18 protein-coding genes are annotated in these 19,176 nt (G+C 65.2%); 11 read left to right on the top strand and 7 right to left on the bottom strand.

Annotation, left to right across the window (positions count from 1 at the left end; genetic code table 11):
- Window positions 1-2: 2 nt before the first annotated feature.
- The 6 genes from CW305_RS13435 to CW305_RS13410 all read right to left on the bottom strand — a co-directional run bounded on the left by CW305_RS13435 (window position 3) and on the right by CW305_RS13410 (window position 7,314).
- Window positions 3-1,943 carry a methyl-accepting chemotaxis protein gene (locus CW305_RS13435; RefSeq protein WP_044315367.1) on the bottom strand — a complete coding sequence of 647 codons (1,941 nt, stop codon included), beginning with the start codon at window positions 1,941-1,943 and terminating at the stop codon, window positions 3-5.
- A 68-nt stretch (window positions 1,944-2,011) separates the two neighbouring features.
- Complete coding sequence (locus CW305_RS13430) at window positions 2,012-3,226, bottom strand: serine hydrolase domain-containing protein (protein ID WP_245890997.1); 1,215 nt, start codon at window positions 3,224-3,226, stop codon at window positions 2,012-2,014.
- Window positions 3,227-3,305: 79 nt separating this feature from the next.
- The gene (locus CW305_RS13425) at window positions 3,306-3,752 is read right to left on the bottom strand and encodes a DUF2147 domain-containing protein (protein ID WP_104098124.1); all 447 of its coding nucleotides are present in this window, start codon (window positions 3,750-3,752) and stop codon (window positions 3,306-3,308) included.
- Between the two features lie 104 nt (window positions 3,753-3,856).
- The gene (locus CW305_RS13420) at window positions 3,857-4,807 is read right to left on the bottom strand and encodes an alpha/beta hydrolase (protein ID WP_104098123.1); all 951 of its coding nucleotides are present in this window, start codon (window positions 4,805-4,807) and stop codon (window positions 3,857-3,859) included.
- Window positions 4,804-5,121 carry a DUF2218 domain-containing protein gene (locus CW305_RS13415; RefSeq protein ID WP_104098122.1) on the bottom strand — a complete coding sequence of 106 codons (318 nt, stop codon included), beginning with the start codon at window positions 5,119-5,121 and terminating at the stop codon, window positions 4,804-4,806. The genes CW305_RS13420 and CW305_RS13415 overlap by 4 nt, the downstream gene beginning before the upstream one ends.
- 54 nt (window positions 5,122-5,175) lie before the next feature.
- Window positions 5,176-7,314 (bottom strand): TonB-dependent siderophore receptor, encoded by a 2,139-nt coding sequence (locus CW305_RS13410; RefSeq protein WP_104098121.1) that lies wholly within the window; start codon window positions 7,312-7,314, stop codon window positions 5,176-5,178.
- Between the two features lie 172 nt (window positions 7,315-7,486).
- Here CW305_RS13410 and CW305_RS13405 point away from each other — a divergent pair, with 172 nt between their 5' ends.
- The 6 genes from CW305_RS13405 (at window position 7,487) to CW305_RS13380 (ending at window position 13,134) form a co-directional block, all read left to right on the top strand.
- On the top strand, window positions 7,487-8,455 hold the full coding sequence (locus CW305_RS13405) for a helix-turn-helix transcriptional regulator (RefSeq protein ID WP_104098206.1): 969 nt from the start codon (window positions 7,487-7,489) through the stop codon (window positions 8,453-8,455).
- Between the two features lie 111 nt (window positions 8,456-8,566).
- Complete coding sequence (locus CW305_RS13400) at window positions 8,567-8,890, top strand: hypothetical protein (RefSeq protein WP_014821890.1); 324 nt, start codon at window positions 8,567-8,569, stop codon at window positions 8,888-8,890.
- Between the two features lie 255 nt (window positions 8,891-9,145).
- The gene (locus CW305_RS13395; protein ID WP_102832981.1) at window positions 9,146-9,913 is read left to right on the top strand and encodes a substrate-binding periplasmic protein; all 768 of its coding nucleotides are present in this window, start codon (window positions 9,146-9,148) and stop codon (window positions 9,911-9,913) included.
- A complete protein-coding gene (locus CW305_RS13390) occupies window positions 9,910-11,250 on the top strand; it encodes a GGDEF domain-containing protein (protein WP_014821888.1) in 1,341 nt (446 codons plus the stop codon). Before CW305_RS13395 ends, CW305_RS13390 begins: the two co-directional genes overlap by 4 nt.
- A gap of 15 nt (window positions 11,251-11,265) precedes the next feature.
- Window positions 11,266-11,997 carry a substrate-binding periplasmic protein gene (locus tag CW305_RS13385; protein WP_104098120.1) on the top strand — a complete coding sequence of 244 codons (732 nt, stop codon included), beginning with the start codon at window positions 11,266-11,268 and terminating at the stop codon, window positions 11,995-11,997.
- A gap of 240 nt (window positions 11,998-12,237) precedes the next feature.
- Entirely contained in the window at window positions 12,238-13,134 is an 897-nt protein-coding gene (locus CW305_RS13380; protein ID WP_104098119.1) for an alpha/beta fold hydrolase, read from the top strand.
- Window positions 13,135-13,383: 249 nt separating this feature from the next.
- Here CW305_RS13380 and CW305_RS13375 read toward each other — a convergent pair whose 3' ends face one another.
- Window positions 13,384-13,776 (bottom strand): DUF4168 domain-containing protein, encoded by a 393-nt coding sequence (locus CW305_RS13375; RefSeq protein WP_041015267.1) that lies wholly within the window; start codon window positions 13,774-13,776, stop codon window positions 13,384-13,386.
- 149 nt (window positions 13,777-13,925) lie between these two features.
- On the opposite strand from CW305_RS13375, the gene CW305_RS13370 reads away from it, so the two are divergent.
- From CW305_RS13370 to CW305_RS13350, 5 genes are all read left to right on the top strand, one after another.
- On the top strand, window positions 13,926-15,407 hold the full coding sequence (locus CW305_RS13370; protein WP_104098118.1) for an ATP-binding protein: 1,482 nt from the start codon (window positions 13,926-13,928) through the stop codon (window positions 15,405-15,407).
- Entirely contained in the window at window positions 15,400-16,788 is a 1,389-nt protein-coding gene (locus CW305_RS13365) for a sigma-54-dependent transcriptional regulator (protein ID WP_104098117.1), read from the top strand. The genes CW305_RS13370 and CW305_RS13365 overlap by 8 nt, the downstream gene beginning before the upstream one ends.
- A gap of 63 nt (window positions 16,789-16,851) precedes the next feature.
- Entirely contained in the window at window positions 16,852-17,310 is a 459-nt protein-coding gene (locus CW305_RS13360; protein ID WP_014821882.1) for a YehS family protein, read from the top strand.
- A 152-nt stretch (window positions 17,311-17,462) separates the two neighbouring features.
- Window positions 17,463-18,731, top strand: coding sequence for a PQQ-dependent sugar dehydrogenase (locus tag CW305_RS13355; RefSeq protein ID WP_104098116.1), 1,269 nt, complete (start codon window positions 17,463-17,465; stop codon window positions 18,729-18,731).
- A 62-nt stretch (window positions 18,732-18,793) separates the two neighbouring features.
- Window positions 18,794-19,132 (top strand): c-type cytochrome, encoded by a 339-nt coding sequence (locus tag CW305_RS13350; protein WP_104098115.1) that lies wholly within the window; start codon window positions 18,794-18,796, stop codon window positions 19,130-19,132.
- The last annotated feature ends 44 nt before the right edge of the window (window positions 19,133-19,176 follow it).

Here is a 19,176-nt window from a genome sequence, read left to right as displayed (position 1 = left end):
TCTCAGGTACGAAAGCGTCCAACCAGACCGCGCAGTTCCCCAGACATGTCTGACAGGCGCTTTGAATCGGCTTGTGCGGAGCCAGCCAGTTGCTCTACCAACAGGGCATCTTCATGAATCTGCGTGATGTGCCGGTGGATGTCCTCGGCAACCTGATGTTGTTCTTCCGCTGCTGTTGCAATCTGCGCGTTCTGGTCGCGAATATGGTCAACTGAGCCGCGTATATGCTCAAAACTGTCGCGAGCCTTCTGTATCCGCGCGACACTGGCTTGCGACATTTCCAAGCTGCTTTGCATCTGCTTGGTTACATCCTGAGTGCGCTTGGCGAGACCGCCAAGAAGGCCGTCGATTTCACCGGTTGAGTCGGCCGTACGCTTTGCCAAGGCGCGAACTTCGTCCGCCACCACGGCGAAGCCCCGTCCCTGTTCGCCGGCGCGAGCTGCTTCGATGGCAGCGTTGAGTGCTAGCAGGTTTGTCTGTTCGGCGATTGAGCGAATGGTGTCGAGAATGGTGTTGATGTTGCGGCTGTCCTGTTCGAGCTCCTGCATGGACTGGGTTGAGTGAAGCAGGTTTTCGCTCAGCTGGGAGACGCTGCCAGTAGCCTCGTCGATCTGATGTTGGCCGTCGTGAACCTGCCGCTGCCCTGCGTCAGCCGAAGTGGCTGCTCCGCTGCAGGATCGAGCTACTTCATTGGCGGTTGCGACCATTTCGTTGAAGGCGGTTGACACCAATTCGACCGCTCCGCGCTGACGCTCAGCGGCATCATGCATGTCGGCGGCAACCCGCGTCGCACTGTCGGAGGCGGCGCTCAGATCGGTGGATGCGTTGCTGATGCGCTGTATCAGGTTGCGAATCGCGCCCAGGAATTGATTGAACCAGCGCGCAAGCACCGCTGTTTCGTCTTTGCCTCTCACGTCAAGGCTGTGCGTGAGATCGCCCTCGCCTTGGGCGATTCCTTCCAGACCACCGGCCACGCTGCGAATGGGACGTACGATCAGGCCTGCGAAGGCGGCGCCTATCATGGCAAAAGCGATCGCCAATACGGCTGCGACGATGGCGATCTGAAGGGTCAGGCTGTTGGCGCGGGACATGACCTCGTCGCGCTCGATCAGACCGATGAACTGCCAGCCGAGCTTCTCTGACGACCATACGTTGGCCATATAGGTGGTGCCGTTGATTTCCACTTCAAGCAAGCCTTTGGCATTGGCTAGCTCGGCGTAGGCGCCGCCCAGTTCTGAGAGTGACTTGAAGTTGTGCTTGGGGTTGCTGGGGTCAGCCAGTACGTTGCCGCCTTTCTCCACCAGCATGAGATAGCCGCTTTCGCCCAACTTGATCTGCTTGACCAGATAGGTCAGTTGATTGAGCGACACATCGAGACCAAACACGCCGACTATCTCGCCTTGAGCATTAGTGACGGTGTGGCCACTGTTGATCAGCACCACATCGTCCTGAGCCCAATAGTAAACGCTGCTCTGCACGATCTGTCCGGGCTTGGCCATCGCCTCCTTGTACCAGGGGCGAACGCGAGGATCGTAGTTACTCATGCGTGGGTCTTCCGGCCAGCCCGCGTAGGAGCCATCTGTGTGACCGAGCGACAGGTAGGCGGTCGCAGGATGGGTTTTGGCGAAATGGTCGAACAACCCGAGCAGCCTGCGATTACTCTCCGGCAGTGGCGTTGAGGCCGCGTCCGCAGTGGTGAAATCTTTCAGGTCGCGGGCCTCGGTAATCTCGGGCAAGGCGGCGAGGTAGGCAACGTTTTGTTCGATGCCTTCGAAGAAGAGGTTCATCGCGTTCTCGACCTGGCGCATTTCGCGGCTACTGCTATCCACAAATTGCTGCCGTGCATCGCTCCTGACATTAAGGATGACGACGATGGCGACGGCTATGACGGGCACCGACGCGATGGTCAAAAACGCCCATATCAGTTTTTGCTTGATATTCATGGTGACGAACCTGCTTCAATGGGGCGCGCGTGGTGAGCGATGTTGGAAGACCATGGCATGGCCGAGGCTTACCCCAGTTGTCGGCTTGGCGAGAAAGTAACTTGAGCCGGCATGCGGGCGGAGGCGCTCCGTTCGTCGCAAAGGACGATTTCGGAATGGCAACGCGATTTGCAGGGCAGGCTTCGTTGCATTCGCCTAGCTCGGGCCTGCAGCCATGAGAGGGTTGAGTTATTCGAACCGGGGGCTTCTGCGAGCCGCAGCGCGCCGATGATCTCGCCGAGCAGCCGGTGCAGCGCGTCGCGATGCCCCATGGCGCCGCTGGAGGGCTGCTGGGTGTTGGAGGTCATCACCACCGTCATCTCGAGGCCCGGCACCACGAAGATCATCTGCCCGCCATAGCCCCAGCCATAGCGCACCGCTGCTCCGCCCAGCTCGGTGATGAACCAGCCATAGCCGTAGCCGTGCCCGGTGTAGCGCGAGCGGGTGCGGGGTGTCCAGGACGCTTCTATCCAGTCCTGCGACAGCAATCGCTCGCCGGATGCGCTGAGCCCGCCGCGGCGGTAGAGCTCGCCAAAGGCCAACAGCGAGCTTGGCGTCATCGCCATCTCGTTGCCGCCCAGGTAGATGCCCTGCGGGTCGCGCGTCCAGGCGCTGATGGCGAAGCCGTCGAGCGGCGCCAGCCACTGTCGCGCCAGCTGCAATGTGGATTTGCCGGTGCGCCGCGTGAGGATGGCCGAGAGCAGATGGCTGGAGCCCGTCGAATAGATCATCGCCGTGCCGGGGTCGGCCTCGAACGGACGTGCCAGCGCGGCGCGAACCCAGTTGCGACTCGCCACCCAGGCGCCGTAATTGCGCCCGGAGGTCGATCCGAGCCCGGCCTGCATGCTCAGCAGGTTGCCAACCGTCACCTGCTGCAGACGTGGATCGGGCTTGCCGGGCAGGTCGGCTGGCAGCAGCTCCGCAATGGGCTGCTCGACGCTCTCGATGACGCCCTTGTCGATGGCGATGCCGACCAGTGCGGAAATCACCGATTTGGACGCGGATTTGATGTTGCTCGGCGTGGTCGTGCGATGGCCGCGGTAACCGCGCTCGGCAAGGATCTCGCCACGCTGGGCGATGATCAGGGTTTGCAGCTGCTCCAGGCGCTCGGCCTGCGCGAGCACGGCGGTCAGCCGGGTATCGGCGACTGCCAGGGGGCAGAGAAGGAACAACATCGCCAGGCAGAGTGCGCGGCGAGGGCGGGGGCTCGATGGGTGCAGGAGGCGCAGGGCAAGTGAGTGCATGCAGGGTTCGACCCTGGCCTGGCGCCACCGTGCAGTCCGGGAGCCGGGCGGCGGTCCGGCTCTCGGATGCCGAGCGAGGTTACTGGCGAATCCAGGTCTGCGTACGGCCCAGCGCCTCGATGCCGATGTAGCCGCGGACTTCCAGCTTGTCGCCGCCTTCGACCAGCCTGGCCTTGGCGCGGTAGGTCTTGCCCTTGGCCGGGTCGAGGATGGTGCCATCGCTCCAGGCCTGTTCGCCGTCCGGCTTGAGCTCCCAGAGAATGGTCATGCCGGTGATGGGCTGATCCTTGCGCTCTCCGTCGCATTCGCTGCAGACCGGGTTCGGCCCGTGATCCGATTTCAGGATTTCAGCGACCTTGCCGCTCAGCGTGCCGTCAGCGGCCTGCTGGATTTCGACGATGGACTTGGGCTTGCCGGTTTCATCGTCGATGGTCTGCCAGCGGCCGGCAGGCGATTCGGCGGCAAAGGCCAGTGAAGAGAGCGAGAGTGGCAGGGCCAGCAGCAGGGCATTGAAAAGAGGACGCATGGTGTCTCCAGTGATGGAAAAGGCAGCGCCGACTCTAGCACCGGGCATTTGCCTGCACTTGCCCTGGCCGGCTGACCGGTCGGTTCTCGTCGCTTTCGTCATCCTCAGTCGTCCTGATCGCGGGATGGCTGGCGCCCGATCGCGGCCGCCAACGCCAGTGCCACGACCGAGCTGTGTGCGGCGTTGGTGCCGTGGTTGGCTCCCGGAAACAGCTGGAATTCGCTGTGCAGGCCGTGGCTGGACAGCCGGCGCAGACGGTCGACCAGGTCCCGGGCATTGCCGACCATGCGCCGCTCGGCCATATGGCGCTGGCGCGGGTCGTCCATGGCGGCATCCGCCGCCGGCTCTTCGGCACCGCCAGCGGTGACCAGCAGGCGCGCGGCGACAGGCTGGTCCGCGAGCTGCCGTTCGAACGCTTCGAGCGTGCGTTCGACGTAGCCCTGGTACCACCAGATCGACGGACTGGCGGCCACATAGCCCTGAAATGCCTGCGGCTTGGTGAACAGTGTGTAGAGGGTGAACAGGCCGCCGTAGGAATGGCCGAACAGCGTCTGCCGTCGCGCGTCTACCGGGTAGCGCTTGGCGATCAGGGGTTTGAGTTCGTGCTCGATAAAGGCCAGAAAGTCATCGGCACCGCCCGATGGCGACGGTTCGCGGCTCGGCAGGCGCTGGCGATCGTCGGCTTTGGGCGTGTAATCCTCGGCGCGCGCCTTGAAGTCGTACAGGGCCTCGCCGGGGTAGCCGATGCCGACCACCAGTACCGAATCGCGAAGATTAGGGTCGGGCCGATCCTCCAGGGCCTGGGCCTGGATCGCCAGCCCCGGAAACAGGGCGTTGCCATCCAGCACATAGAGCACCGGATAGCCACCCGGCGGAGGCGCGTGTCGCGGCGCAGAGACGAAGATGCGGTAGTTCTTGCCAGTGCGTTGCGAATGCAGGTCACGCTGATTGCTGTGCGGCAGTCGAACCGGCTGCCAGCCGGCTTCTTCCCCGGCGTGTGCCTGTACTGCGGCAAGCCCCAGACTGGCGAGCAGGGCGAGCAGGGCGCCTTTCATGGCTCGACCTGCCTGTGGCGTGGCGGCAGTGGCCCGTCCAGCCAGTTCACCTTCAGTGCTTCCTCGCCGGAAAAGCGGTGGAGGTGGTCGTCGATAACGAAGCGCAGGCGCTTTTCCGCCTCGCCGGCCTCGGCCTGGCAGTCGATCAGCAGTCGCTCGTCATCGGCGAGCATCAGGCACTGGCCGAAGGCGAATTCGACCTGCGCCTGACGTTCGTCCAGCTGGACTTCGGCCTTGTGCGCGAAGTGTTTGCACAGCCGCATCATGTTGCGTGACGCGCGGGGTGTCGCCACCTGGGCGTGAAACTGGGGCATGGTGATCTCCGGAAGTCAGCCGCCGACGCCTACGGGCGCAGGCGGCCAGGTGGATCAGAACTCGTAACGGGCGCCCACCGTGAAGCTGCGCGACGGGCCGTAGAAGTTGAAGGTGCCGACGCTGCCAACCCGGGAAACGTATTTGCGGTCGAGCAGGTTGTTCACGTCGAAGGTGCCGGTCAGCTTGTCGGTGATCGGGTAGGACAGCTTGGCATCCACCACTGCATAACCCGGTGCGCTGAGGCGCGGGCTGCCGGCGCGTTCGATGTAGTAGTCGCTCATCGCGGTCACGCCACCACCGATCCCCAGGCCGCGCAGGGCACCGCCGGGCAGGGTGTACTTGGTCCACAGCGAGGCCTGGTGCTGGGGCATCAGCGCGAAGAGCGCGTAGTCGTCACCGGCCAGGTTCTCGGTTTTCATATAGGTGTAGCCGGCCAGCACTTCCCAGTCGGGGGTCAGGTAGCCGCTGATTTCCAGTTCGCCACCGCGGATGCGGGTCTTGCCGGTGGCCTCGTAGACGCCGCTGATCGGCGCGCCACTGTCATCGATGGCGCCGGCCGCGCGGTTCTCGTCGGTGAGCTGGAAGGCGGTGATGCGCGCATTGAGGTCGCCGCCGAAATAGCTGCCCTTGATGCCCACCTCGTACTGCTCGCCTTCGCGCGGGTCGATGATGCGACCGTCGACACCGGCCTCGCTCTGCGGCTTGAATACCTGCGAGTAGCTGGCGTAGAGAGAGTGCTGGTCATCCAGATCGAACACCAGGCCGCCGTAGGGCGTGACATAGCCGGACTCGCGCACATCCTGCGTGGCGCTGCTGTTCTCGCCTTCGAAGCTGCTGACCCGCGCGCCGCCGATCAGCGCCAGGCGCTGGATCGGGCGGAAGGTCAGCTTGGCGTAGAGGCCGGCTTCGCGCTCGTCGGTTTCGGTCGGCGTACCGAAGGTGACGTTCGGCTTGCTGGTGTCGCCCGGCTGGTAGCTGGCGACGTCGATGGCGCCGAGATTGCCGCGGGCGTCCGCATACTCGGTCTCGTAGCGTTTGAAATCGCTGCCGATGACAAACTCGCTGACCTGCCCGAGCAGCTCGAACGGCTGGCTGTAGTTGGCATCCACGGCGAGGGTGTCCTGCTCCAGATCGCGGGCGGTGTAGGCCAGGCTGGTCGCGCCGCTGTTGACGTTGCGCGCGGTGAAGGCATAGAGGTAATCGGTCGCGCGCCTGGAGCCGCGCACCGCCACGCGACCGTAGCCGCCATTGTCGAAGCGATGGGTCAGCTCGGCGACGACGTCGGTGCCGCGGCTGTCGAAATCCCCCCAGTCGGCGCCCAGGTAGGTTGAGCGACTGAAGTCTTCCAGGCTGCCGTCGATGGCGGCCGGATAGCCGTTGTGCGGAAGGATGTCCTTGGTCTGGTGAATCAGCCCGAAAGACATGACGGTGGCGTCGGACAAGTCGATGTCCAGCGCGCCATAGAAGCTCTCGCTGGTGTTGGCGTTGTAGTCGACCTCGCCGTTGGTGTCGGCGCGGGAGATGACCGTACGGCCGCGCACGCGCCCCTGCTCGTCGAGCGGGCCGGACAGGTCGGCTTCCAGGTAATGGGTGTCCCAGCTGCCGTAGCGCCCGGTCAGGCTGCCCTGGAATTCGCGGGTCGGGCGCTTGCGCACCATGTTGACGATGCCACCCATCTCGCTGGTGCTGTTGAACAGCCCGGACGGCCCGCGCATGACCTCGACCCGATCGAACGGCGACAGCGACGGCAGCGTACCGTTGATGCTGGCCATCGGCGCGGGCAGGCCATCGATGTTGAATTCGTCGTACTCGTAGCCGCGCGCATAGATCGACGAGCGCCCGCTGTCGTTGCTCAGGGTGCGCAGGCCGGTTGAGTACTTGGCCAGGTCATCGAGGTTCACGAACTGGCGGTCGCGGATGTAATCGCTGGTGTACACGCTGATCGACTGCGGAATGTCGCGCAGTTCGGCCGGCGTCTTGGTGCCGACGGTTGCGGCCGGCACGGTGTAGCCTCCGCTTTGCTCCGAAGACGGCATGTCGTACAGGCGGTTGCCTTCGACGGTGATGCTCTCCAGCTGCACCGGCTCGGCCTGAGCGGCGACACTCTGCGCCAGGGCGCTCAACGGAAACGGGGCGAGCAGGCCGGCGAGCAGCAATGGTCTGAGGCTTGAGGTGCGGAGAATTCTGTCCATGGGCGGCTCCTGTCGCAGCGGCGGCGACGTGTTGGCAAACGTTCGCGCTTCTTAATGATAATGATTTGCATCAAAAGATGTCGGCGCGTAGTCTGCCACCCAGCCGCTCCGCGAACCTTTGCGGGGCCGAACATTTGCTTTGCAATCCCGTCAGTTCGAGGCGCAGCGCCGCATGAATCAAGCCGATCACATCATTCGTGGCGATGAGTTGCCGGCCATGAGCAGGCCGGGGCTGCGCCTGCCCAACGAGGATGACGACCGCCTGCTCTACGGCCGGGTGAAGTGGGCGCAGCTGCGGGATGGCCTGTCGCTGCACTGGTCCGATTGCGAAGAGCTGCAGGATTTCGTCACCGAAAACGTGGTTGGTCCGCGGGTATCGTTCGTGCTCTTTCTGCAGGGCCAGAGCCGGGTCAGCTATGGCGATCTGTCGCTGACGCTCGGTCAGTCGGCGTCGCAGCGAGCCCCCGAGGGCGTGGCGGTTTCGATGAACGAGCCCGTGCTGTTCCGCCGCCAGGCGCGCCGCGGCAGTCATATCCGCAAGCTGGTGGTTAGCCTGACGCCGGACTGGTTCGAAGGGCGCGGGGAGGGTGTCGACTCGAGTGATGCCGCGATCCGCCGCTTCATGGACAGTCATCTGACGCCGCGCATCTGGAAGCCCTCGGCGCGGCTGCTGACCCTGGCCGAGCAGATGCTCAACCCGCCCGGCTATGGCGCGCTGCTTCAGGGCCTGTACCTGGAAAGCCGCGCACTGGACATCGCCTGCGAAGCACTGATCAGCCTGGGTGATGGCTCGGCGTCGGCGGAACAGGGCCTGCGCCCGCAGGAGTACCGTCGTCTGCAACGCCTCCTCGCGCTCCTCGACAGCGGTGAGGCCGACGACTGGACGCTGGAGCGCATCGCCCGGGAGATGGGCGTCAATGCCACCACGCTGCAGCGGCAGTTTCGCCTGTTCAAGGGCATGACCGTGTTCGAGTACCAGCGTGCCCGCCGACTGCAACTGGCGCGGGAGGCATTGGAATGTGAAGGTGCCAGCGTCAACGAGGCGGCCTGGCGCGCCGGCTACAACAGTCCGGCCAACTTCGCCACGGCGTTCAAACGCCAGTTCGGCATCAGCCCGCGGCAGGTGCGGGCGCGGGTTTGAACGCTCGGAAGGTGTGCCGTAAGACTTTTGCCCGCGGCCACATCTCGCGGCTGCTTGTTAAGCCGCCACCGCCGCGCCATGCTCGCCACCGGTATTCAAAGGAGCGATTCGATGAAACAGGGATTGTTGGCTACGGTGCTGCTGGCTGTGTTGGCGACACAGGCGCAGGCCGGTTTCCAGAAGGACAGGGAGGCGTTCGACAGGCGCCAGGCCGAGCTCGACCAGCGTTGCGAGTCGGCCCGGGAGGCGAAGCTGGCGCCGCTGCGCGAAGCGGCGTTTCAGGACTGCATGAGAACGACCCGCAACAGTCGAGCCGAGACCGAATGTCGGCGCAAGACCGCCGGTGAAAACGGCAACCGGGCCGGCGGTGCGCCTCGCTTCTATGACTTGCCTGCCTGCGTAGAGGCGTTCGAGCACAAGCGACAGCGGCCCTGAGCGGGAACCGTGGGTGTACCGCATAACGCGTGATATAGCCCGGCTGACGGTTGAACAAGCTGGCCCGGCGATCTACGCCATGTGAGCGGCGCCTCTTCCCCCACATTCCCGCCCCCACCGGGCTCGCCATACGTCGGAGAGCTGTGGACGGGCACGCCCATCTGCTCAAGTGTGATGGGCTGGCGCCGAGAAAGGGGGTATCTGATTGATTCTAGTGGCCTGCCCCCGATGCCGGCATCCCTCCGAGGACACTGCATGCGTTCGTCCTGGCTCCGCGATCTGAGCGTCGCCCTTGTCCTGCTAGTGTCCGGGGTCTATAGCGCGCTCACCTATGCCCATGCAATCACCGCGGTCACCGAAGAGCTGCCGCCCTACAACATGACCGTCGATGGCGAGCTGACCGGCATGGGCACCGAGGTGGTGAAGGCGGTGCTGGAGGAGGCCGGCGAGGACGTGCGCATCCGTTCCATGCCCTGGGCCCGTGCCTATGACATCGCCTTGAACAACGAGAACGTGCTGATCTATTCCATCGCCCGCACACCGCAGCGCGAACCGTTGTTCAAGTGGGTCGGGGTGATCGCGCCGACCCGCTGGTTCCTGTTCTCGCTGCCCGGCACCGAGTTCGACCTGAAAACCCTGGACGATGCCCGGCAATACCAGATCGCCACGGTCAAGGCGGATGTCGGCGAGCAGTATCTGATCGACAAGGGCTTCGCCGTCGGCCGCAACCTGCAGTCGAGCAACAAGTACGAGCACAACTACCAGAAGCTCAAGGCGGGGCGGGTGGATCTGTGGATATCCAACGAACTCAATGCCCATTACCTGGTGCGTCAGGCCAGTGGCGATCCGAACGAGGCGGCGGTGCCGCAGCTGAGCCTGGACGACCTTGGCGGTGCGGATGGCCTGTGCATGGCGTTCAGTCGCGACACTCCGGATGAGGTCGTCGAGCGCTTCCGCCAGGCGCTGGCTCGCGTGCGGGCCGATGGGCGCTACGACGCGATTGTCGCGAAATGGCTGAAATGAACGACGACTCAACCACCACGATCAGCGAGCCGGTGCCGCGGCCGGTGGGTTCGCTCGGCCGCCGGCTGGTGCTGGCCACCCTCGGTTTCTGCCTGCTGTTCACCCTCGCCACCGTCGGGCTGCGGACCTGGACCGCCTGGCAGAACAACCTGGCGGAGATGAACGCCGAGTTGGCACTGATCGATCAGGTGTTCCGCAGCACCCTGTCCAAGGCGATCTGGGAAATGGACAGTGATTCCCTGCATTCGCAGCTCGACAGCGTGGTGCAGGCCGCGCCCATCGGCCGCGTCGAGCTGCGGATCATCCGCGCCGGCCGCGAGCCGGAACTGGTTCAGCGGCAACGGGGTGAGCAGCCGGCCGAGCACCGCGCGCCGCGCCTGCAGCATCAGTTGAGCTACGAACCCTACGCCGGCGCCAGTGAGACGGTGGGCGAGCTGGTGCTCGAAGGCAATGAAGAACTGCTCTGGGAGCGCATGCTTGCCGAGGTCTACGACATCGTCATTACCCAGGTCATCCAGTCGCTGTTGCTGGCCGGGCTGATCATGTGGATGTTCAACCGCACAGTCACCCTGCATGTGCGGCGCATTGCCCGTCATCTGACGCGGCTGACGCCGGACAATCTCGATCGCAGCCTGCGCCTTGATCGTTCGCCGAAGCGGCACGACGAGCTGAGCCTGCTGGAAGGCGGCGTCAACAGCCTGCAGGCGAAACTCTCGGCCTATCTCGAGCGCCAGCACCAGGATGAGCTGGCCCTGGCCGCACACCGGGACCGCCTTGCCGAGCTGGTTGAAGAGCGCACTGCCGAACTGCGCGCCGCCAATGTGCAACTGGAAGAGCTGTCGCGCAGCGATCCGCTTACCGGACTGGCCAACCGGCGCCAGTTCGACGAGATCAAGGAAGTCGAATTCCGCCGTGCCCTGCGTCAGGACCAGCCGCTGGCGGTGCTGATGTGCGACGTGGATTTCTTCAAGCGCTACAACGACCACTACGGTCATGCCCAGGGCGACCAGTGCCTGCGAATGGTCGCCGACACGCTGCAGTCCGTGTTCGCCCGCGCCGGCGAGGTGGTCGCGCGGCTTGGCGGCGAGGAATTCGTCGTGCTGCTGCCCGGCGTCGATGCCGAGGCCGCGCGGCGGGCGGCGGTGCGCCTGCAGCAACGCCTGGCCGAGCGCGAGTTGCCCCACGAGGCTTCCGCCGTTTCACCCTACGTGACCTTCAGCATCGGTCTGGCCGTGCTCGATCCGGACACCATGGACCAATTCGACCAACTGCTGCACCGCGCGGACGAGGCCCTCTATCGGGCCAAGACCCACGGGCGCAACTGCATTTCCGCCTGATCGCATGAGGACTGCATGATGCATCCGTTTGCCTGGACCGCTTTCTTCCTTGCGTTGCTCGGCACCACCACGGCCAACGCCGGTCCGCTGCGCGTGGTGACCGAAGACACCGCCTACAGCTACCTGGAGAACGGCAAGGTAGCCGGCACGGCGAGCCGGGTCGTCGAGGCCACCCTGCAGCGCGCCGGCCTCAACGACTACCAGGTCAGCCTCTACCCGTGGGCGCGGGCGTATGACATGGCCCTGCGCGAGCCCGGCGTACTGATCTACCTGATCGCACGCACCTCCGAACGCGAAGCGCTGTTCCGCTGGGTCGGCGAGATCATGCGCATCGACTACCACTTCTACAAACTCAGCGAGCGGGACGATATCCGGGTGCCGGACCTGGAGGCGGCCAAGGCCTACCGGATCGGCGTCATGCGCGACGACGTCCGGCACCAGTACCTGCAGGCCAACGGCTTCAGCAAGATCGTGGTGAGTGCGCACAACAGCGACAACTTCAAACGCCTGGTCAACGGCCAGGTCGACCTGGTGCCGATGCCCGAGCACGACATGCTCGCCCTGTGCGCCGAGGCCGGCGTCGACCCGGCCACGGTCGTGAAGGTCTTCAGCCCGCACACCTCGACGCAGCTCTACATGGCCTACAGCCGCCAGACCGACGACGACACCGTGCTGCGCACCCAGGCCGCCTTCGAGCATCTGCAGGCCGAAGGCGAGGTGGCCCGGATCATGGCGGGGCAGCCGTGAACTGACCTGGTGGCGCGGTCGGGCGGTAACCGTTCCAGGCGACCGAGAGGGGCTGGGCGAACCTTGGTTCCGTCGCAGTAATGGCGTTTTCCGCGTATGCAGAACCATTGATTCGCCCCCCTTTTCCTCCCAGCAGCGCCCAGCTGACTCGCCGGGCCACCAAGCTGGCCGGCACGGCAAGTCGTCATGCCACACCGGCCCGCTAGACTGGCTTCGTCTCCACGAAAACAAGAAAAACGAATGAGTAGCACCGACGGCATAGCACTGGATACGTGGCGCGCCAGCGCTCGCGAGTTCGATTTTGGCGGCAATCGCATCCGCTACTGGACGGCTGGCGAAGGTGAGCCGCTGCTGCTGATCCATGGATTTCCCACCGCCAGCTGGGACTGGCACAAGGTCTGGCAGCCGCTGGCGGCGCGCTATCGGCTGATTGCCTGCGACATGCTCGGCTTCGGCTATTCGGCCAAGCCGCGCGGGCACGCTTACAGTCTGATCGAGCAGGCCGATCTGCAGCAGGCGCTGCTGGCGGAGCTGGGTATAGACGGTGCGATCCATGTGCTGGCGCATGACTATGGCGACAGCGTCGCTCAGGAGCTGCTGGCGCGGCATTGCGAAGGGCGCATCGCGCTGGCCAGTTGCGTGTTCCTCAATGGCGGGCTGTTCCCTGAAACCCATCATCCGGTACGGGTGCAGAAACTGCTGCTCGGGCCGTTCGGCTTCCTGCTGGGCAGGCTGTTCTCGCGGCGTACGCTCGGGGCGACCTTCGGCCGGGTGTTCGGTGCGCAGACGCAGCCGAGCGACGCTGAGCTGGACGATTACTGGCGACTGATCGCCGAGAGCGACGGACCGGCGGTGATGCACCGGCTGATCCGCTACATGCCCGAGCGGGCCAGGCAACGCGAGCGCTGGGTTACGGCCATGCAGCGCTGCAATGTGCCGTTGCGGGTGATCGACGGCGCGGCTGATCCGATCTCTGGTGCGCACATGGTGGCGCGCTACCGCGAGCTGATTCCGACGCCCGACACCGTGCTGCTGGAGGGCATCGGTCACTACCCGCAGGTAGAGGCCCCGCAGCGGGTGATCGAACACTACTTCGACTTTCGCGCGCGTCTTGCCTCTGTAGACCGCGGCTGTTGAGTCGGCGGCACGCTAGCCTGTTCGGTGGTGCATCCGCGTGGGAGTGGCTCCAAGGGCGATAGGCCTTGCTGAATGAGGGCCTGGGGAGGTCGCCCGGCCGGTTATTCCCGTCAGATACCCATTTGAATCCAGCAACTTCAGGGTTCTGGCATCCAGACGCAGGAAGCCCCGCCGGCATCAGCCAAACGGGGCTTTCTCGTTACCCTGCGCGAGCTGCCTCAGGCAGCGCCGCGCGGCGTCAGTGGTGTATCACTGCTGCATCATCGCGATCACACGATTGCGCAGTTCCGGGTCGGTCTGCACGGCTTCGTTTATGGCATTGTATTCGTCGATGCTGATGTCGTTTTCCTCGATCACGCCGAGCATCTTCTCGTTGGCCTGCTGCTGAAGATCGCGGGCCTTGTCGGCGTCTTCGGTCTTCTGCAGCTTGCCGGTGAATTCCTCGCGGATCTCCATGATCTCGCCGAGCGACTCGGCGAAGCTTTCCAGTTTTTTCTCACCGAACTGCTGGGCCTGTGCGCCGGCCGCCGGCTGCGCGGTGGGGGCCGGGTTGGCTGATTGCGCCGATGCAAGGGGGGCAGCCAGGCCGAGGAATAGCGAGAAGATTCCGGCGAAGGCGAGACGAGCGTTGTGCTGGGTCATGTTCATTCCTGCTTCGGTTAAAGACGCCTTCAACAGTGCAGCAGCCGTGCCAGGTATTCATCTATCGCATAACCAATTGATAAATAACTAATTGTCCATTTCATCGCCGCGCGGTGGCCCCTCGTGGCGAGGTCATGTAGTGTGCCGGTATGACACATGTATCAATCTGGCAGCGCCCGGCGAGCCTGCGTGGCGCGCTTCTGCTCAAGGTCATCGTGCCGCTCATGGCGATCATGTTCGGCTTCAGTTCGGTGGTGCTCTGGACGGTCGAGCGCAGCAGCGAGCGGCGCCTGCAGGCCGAGGTCGAGCTGGTGGCGCGAGCGGTGCGCCTGCCGCTCAGCGCCAGCCTGGAGAAGAACCACGAGCGCACCCTGCAGCAGGTGCTGGAATCGGTGCTCGGCGTCGGTCGCGTGTATGGCGCCTATGTTTACGACCGCGATGGCAAGCTCGCGGCCTATGCCGGTGCGGTGGAACCGGATCAGGACGAGTCGGCGATCCAGCAGCTCACCGCCGGCGGCGAGCTGACCGGCACCTATCAGCGCATCAATGGCCGCCCGGTTTATTCCTACTTCGTTCCGCTGGAGGAAAGTGGCGGGCAGATCAATGGCCTGCTGCAGGTGACCCGGCGCTGGGGCGATTTCGAGCAGGACATCCGCCGCCTGCGCCTGATCGCCGCGGGCCTGGGCGGCTTGCTCGCCGGGGTGGCGCTGGTGGTGATCCTGCTCGGTCACCGCTCCGCGGTGGGCAAGCATCTGCAGCAGCTGGCGCGCAGCATGGAGCGCGTCGCGGCCGGCGAGCGCGAGCATCGTGCACCGCGCAGCGGGCCGCAGGAGATTGTCGTGCTCTCCGGCGCCTTGAATCAGATGCTCGACAGCATCGCCACCGCCGAGCGCCAGGTGGCCGAGCAGCAGGCCCGCGAAGAGCAGTTGCAGGCACGCCTGCGCCAGAGTCAGCAACTGGCGGCAGTGGGACGGCTAGCGGCTGGCGTCGCGCATGAGCTGGGAAGCCCGCTCAGTGTGATCGACGGCAAGGCGCAGCGCGTGTTGCGCGACGACGAGCTGGGCGAAACCCATCGCCGCGCGCTGTTGCAGATTCGCCAGCAGGTGGCGCGGCTCAGTGCCATCGTCCGCCAGCTGCTGGATTTCGGCCGCGCCGCAGGCTCGCCGCTGCGCAAGGTGCCCGCCGAGGTGCTGGCGCATTCGGCAGCCGCGGCGGTGGCCGATGAGCTGGCTGCGCTGCAGGTCCGTCTGGAGCTGCAGGCACCGGCGCAAACCCTGTACTGCCGGGTCGACCCGCCGCGTTTCGAGCAGGCGCTGACCAATCTGCTACGCAATGCCGCCCAGGCCAGCCCTGGCGGATTGGTGCGCCTGCGCTGGTGGCGCGCTGGTGCCGAGCTGATGTTGCAGGTCGAGGACGACGGTCCCGGCATTGCCGAGTCGAACCGAGCCGCGCTGTTCGAGCCGTTCTTCACCACCAAGCCGGTGGATGAAGGCAGCGGACTGGGACTGGCAGTGGCCCATGGCGTGGTCAGCGAGTGTGGCGGACGTATCGAACTGGTCGACGGCGGCCTGCCGGGCGCGGCCTTCCGTATCGCATTGCCATTGATCGACGAGGAGGTCGAGCATGACTGAAGTGACGCAGGATCGGGTCCTGTTGGTCGAGGACGACGACAGCCTGCGCCAGTTGCTGGTCGAGGAGCTGGAAGACCGCGGCCTGCAGGTGCGTGCGCTGGCCAGTGCGGAGGAGGCGGTCGGCTCGCTGGAAAGCTGGGAGCCGGCGCTGGTGGTCAGCGATTTGCGCCTGCCCGGTGCCGATGGCATGGCGCTGTTGCGACGGGTCAGGACGATGCAGGCGGCGCCGGCATTCCTGGTGATCACCGCGTTCGGCAGCATTCAGCAGGCGGTAGCGGCGCTCAAGGAAGGCGCCGACGAGTTCCTCACCAAGCCGCTGGACCTCGAGCACTTCGCCCTGGCGGTGGCCCGCGCGCTGGAGACGCGCCGCCTGCGCGATGAGGTGCGGCGCTTCCAGCAGCTGCTCAGTGATGATCGCTTCCACGGCATGCTCGGCCGTAGCCGGGTTATGCGCGGCTTGTTCGATCAGATCCGCCAGCTTGCCCGCGCCGAGGGGCCGGTGCTGGTGATCGGCGAGAGCGGCACCGGCAAGGAGCTGGTCGCCCGCGCCGTGCATGCGGAAAGCGAACGTGCCAGAGGGCCATTCCTTGCGATCAACTGCGCCGGGCTGCCGGCCGAATTGCTGGAAAGCGAATTCTTCGGCCATGTCTCTGGCGCCTTCACCGGCGCCAACCGCGCGCACAAGGGACTTTTCCAGCAGGCCGACGGTGGCACGCTGTTTCTCGACGAGATCGGCGAGATGCCGCTGCCGCTGCAGGCCAAGCTCCTGCGCGTGCTGCAGGAAGGCACGATCCGCCCGGTGGGTGCCGAGCGTGAGCTGAGCGTGGATGTGCGCATCATCGCGGCGAGCAACCGCCCGCTGGAAACCGAGGCCGGCCGTGAGGCCTTCCGCGAGGACCTGTTCTTCCGCCTGGAAACCTTCATCCTGCAGGTGCCGCCGCTGCGTGATCGCGAGGAGGACCTCGAACTGCTGGCCGCCGGCTTCGTCGCCCACTTTGCCGCGCGCAGCGGGCGACCGGTGCGCGGCATCGCGCCGGCGGCACTGGCGCAGCTGCGACGCTATCCGTTCCCGGGCAACGTGCGCGAACTGCAGAACGCCATCGAGCGTGCGGTGACCTTCTGCCACGGGCGCAGCATCGAGCTGGAGCACCTGCCCAGCCGCATCGCCGACTATCGTGATGACAAGGCGCGCAGTGCCGGCGCCGAACTGCTCGCTCAGCTCAGCGATGGCCCGCTGCTACCGACTCTGGAGGAGCTGGAGCTGCGTTATATCGAGCATGTGCTGAAGCTGGTGGACGGCAACAAGCGCCGCGCCGCGGCCCTGCTCGGCATCGGCCGGCGCACGTTGTACCGTCGCCTCGGCGAGCGTGAAGACGGTTGATCGGACTCGCCGCAGGGCGCCCGAAAGCGCACACTGCCGGCCTTTTCTCAGTGAGGAGCGAACATGCTCAATAACGACGTCCTGCGCAGCCTGCGCTACACCCTCAAGGCCAGTGATGCACAGATGGCCGAAATTGCCGCCCTGGGTGGCTGCACGGTGGACGAGGCCGAGGTTCGCGCCTGGCTCAGCCGCGAGGACGAGGACGGCTATCAGGAATGCCCGGACGAAGCGATGGCCCGTTTTCTCGACGGGCTGATCTACTTCAAGCGCGGCAAGGACGAAAGCCGTCCGGCACCGCCGCTGGAGCTGCCGGTCAGCAACAACCAGATCCTGAAAAAACTGCGGGTGGCCTTCGAGCTGCGCGACGAAGACCTGCAGGCGATCCTGCATGCCGCCGACTTGCAGCTGTCGAAATCCGAACTCGGCGCGCTGTTCCGCAAGCCCGGCCACAGCAACTACCGCGCCTGCGGCGATCAGCTGCTGCGCAATTTCCTCAAGGGCCTTTCGCTGCGCCAGGGTTGATCCACACCGCACGGCACCTCAAGTGGTAAATGGCCAGGCGGCCGCTACGCTGAAGCAGGCAGCTAGCCGCATGCCCGGTGCGCAGCTCGTCGCCGGGAACGCCATAACAACAAGATGACCGCCCCGCGCGGCGGTGCCCTGAGGTGCGTGCCATGAAGATTCCCTGCCTGACCCTGAGCGCCCTGCTCGCGATGAGCTGTGCCGTTGCGATTGCGGCACCGACCAGTGATGAAGCACTGGAGCGCATGCGCTCGATGAAGACCACCGGCCAGTCGCTTGACATGAAGACCATCCCCCAGGATGGACCCACCGCCGACGCCATCCGCGACAACCTCAAGCGCATCAAGCTGCCGGAGGGTTTTCGCATTGATCTCTACGCCATAGTTCCGGATGCCCGTCATATGGCGGTTGGGCCTTCCAGCGGGGTCGTGTTCGTCGGCACCCGCAAGACCGATCTGTGGACGGTCACCGACCGCACCAAGAACCGCACGGCCGATGAAGTGAAGCGCTTCGCTCCGGCGATTTCCTTCACCCAGCCCGGCCCCTGCTTCAGCCCGGACGGCTTCCTCTTCGTCGCCGAGCACAACCGCGTGCTGGTGTTCCCGGCGGCGGAGTTCTTCTACGAGGGGCCGGACGTGGCAGCGGACATCGTGGTGCCGACCGGCGAGCTGATCCCAAAGGACGAGGAGAGCTACAACCACGGGGCGCGGGTCTGTGCCGTGGGCCCGGACAACAAGCTCACCATCTCCCTCGGCCAGCCACACAACGTGCCACCCAAGGACAAGCTCGACCTGTACGCCAAGCACGGCATCGGCGGCATCGTGCGCATGGAGCGCGACGGCAGCAAACGCGAGGTCTACGCCACCGGTGTGCGCAACTCCGTGGGCATCACCTATAACCCGACCAGCAAGGAGCTGTGGTTTACCGACAACCAGGTCGACGGCATGGGCGACGATACGCCGCCGGGCGAAATCAACCATGCGCCAGAGGCAGGCATGCGCTTCGGCATGCCCTGGTACGGCGGTGGCCAGGTGCGCACCAACGAGTACGCCGACGAGACCCCGCCCGAGGGCCTGACTTCGCCGGTAGTGGAAACCACCGCTCATGCCGCCGACATGGGTCTGATGTTCTATACCGGCAAGCAGTTTCCCGAGCAGTACCGCGGCGGCCTGTTCAGCGCCCAGCGCGGCAGCTGGAACCGCACCGTGCCGGCTGGCGCACGGGTGATGTTCACGCCGTTCGAGGCCGATGGCAGCGGTCCGTCCGGCGAGACGGTGCCCTTCGCCGAAGGCTGGCTGGACGAGGAAACCGGCGAGTACTACGGCCGCATCGTCGATGTCGCGCAGCTCAAGGACGGCTCGCTGCTGGTCAGCGACGACACCGCTGGGGCCATCTACCGCATCTCCTTCCAGGGCAAGTGAGCCGCTTTGCCGCTGCGCCGGGCTGCCGTTCGCGGTAGCCGGCGTCATTCGAGGATTTCTGCATGTCGATGGATTTCAAGCGGTGGCTATTCCTGGTGCTGGCATTGCTGGTGGGCAGCGCCTGCCTTCCGGCGCTGGCGGCCGATCTGACCGCTGCCAAGACCAAGGCCAAGATGTGCGCCGCGTGCCACGGCATCGATGGCATCGCCACGGTCGCCGATGCACCGAACCTGGCCGGCAACGGCGAGCTGTACCTGGCGTGCCAGCTGCAGGCCTTTCGCTCCGGTGAGCGCAAGCATCCGCAGATGAGCGTCATCGCCTCCGGGCTGAGTGACGAGGATATCGCCGCGGTCACGGCCTGGTATTCGGCGATCAAGGTCAGTGTCGAATTGCCTGAGTGAGCCGCCCGCTCTGAACGTTTGCCGCTCGGCCCGGGCCTAAGCCC

The organism is Stutzerimonas kunmingensis (assembly GCF_002929225.1).
Classification (GTDB): Bacteria; Pseudomonadota; Gammaproteobacteria; order Pseudomonadales; family Pseudomonadaceae; genus Stutzerimonas.
This window is presented reverse-complemented; position numbering and strand designations above follow the sequence as displayed.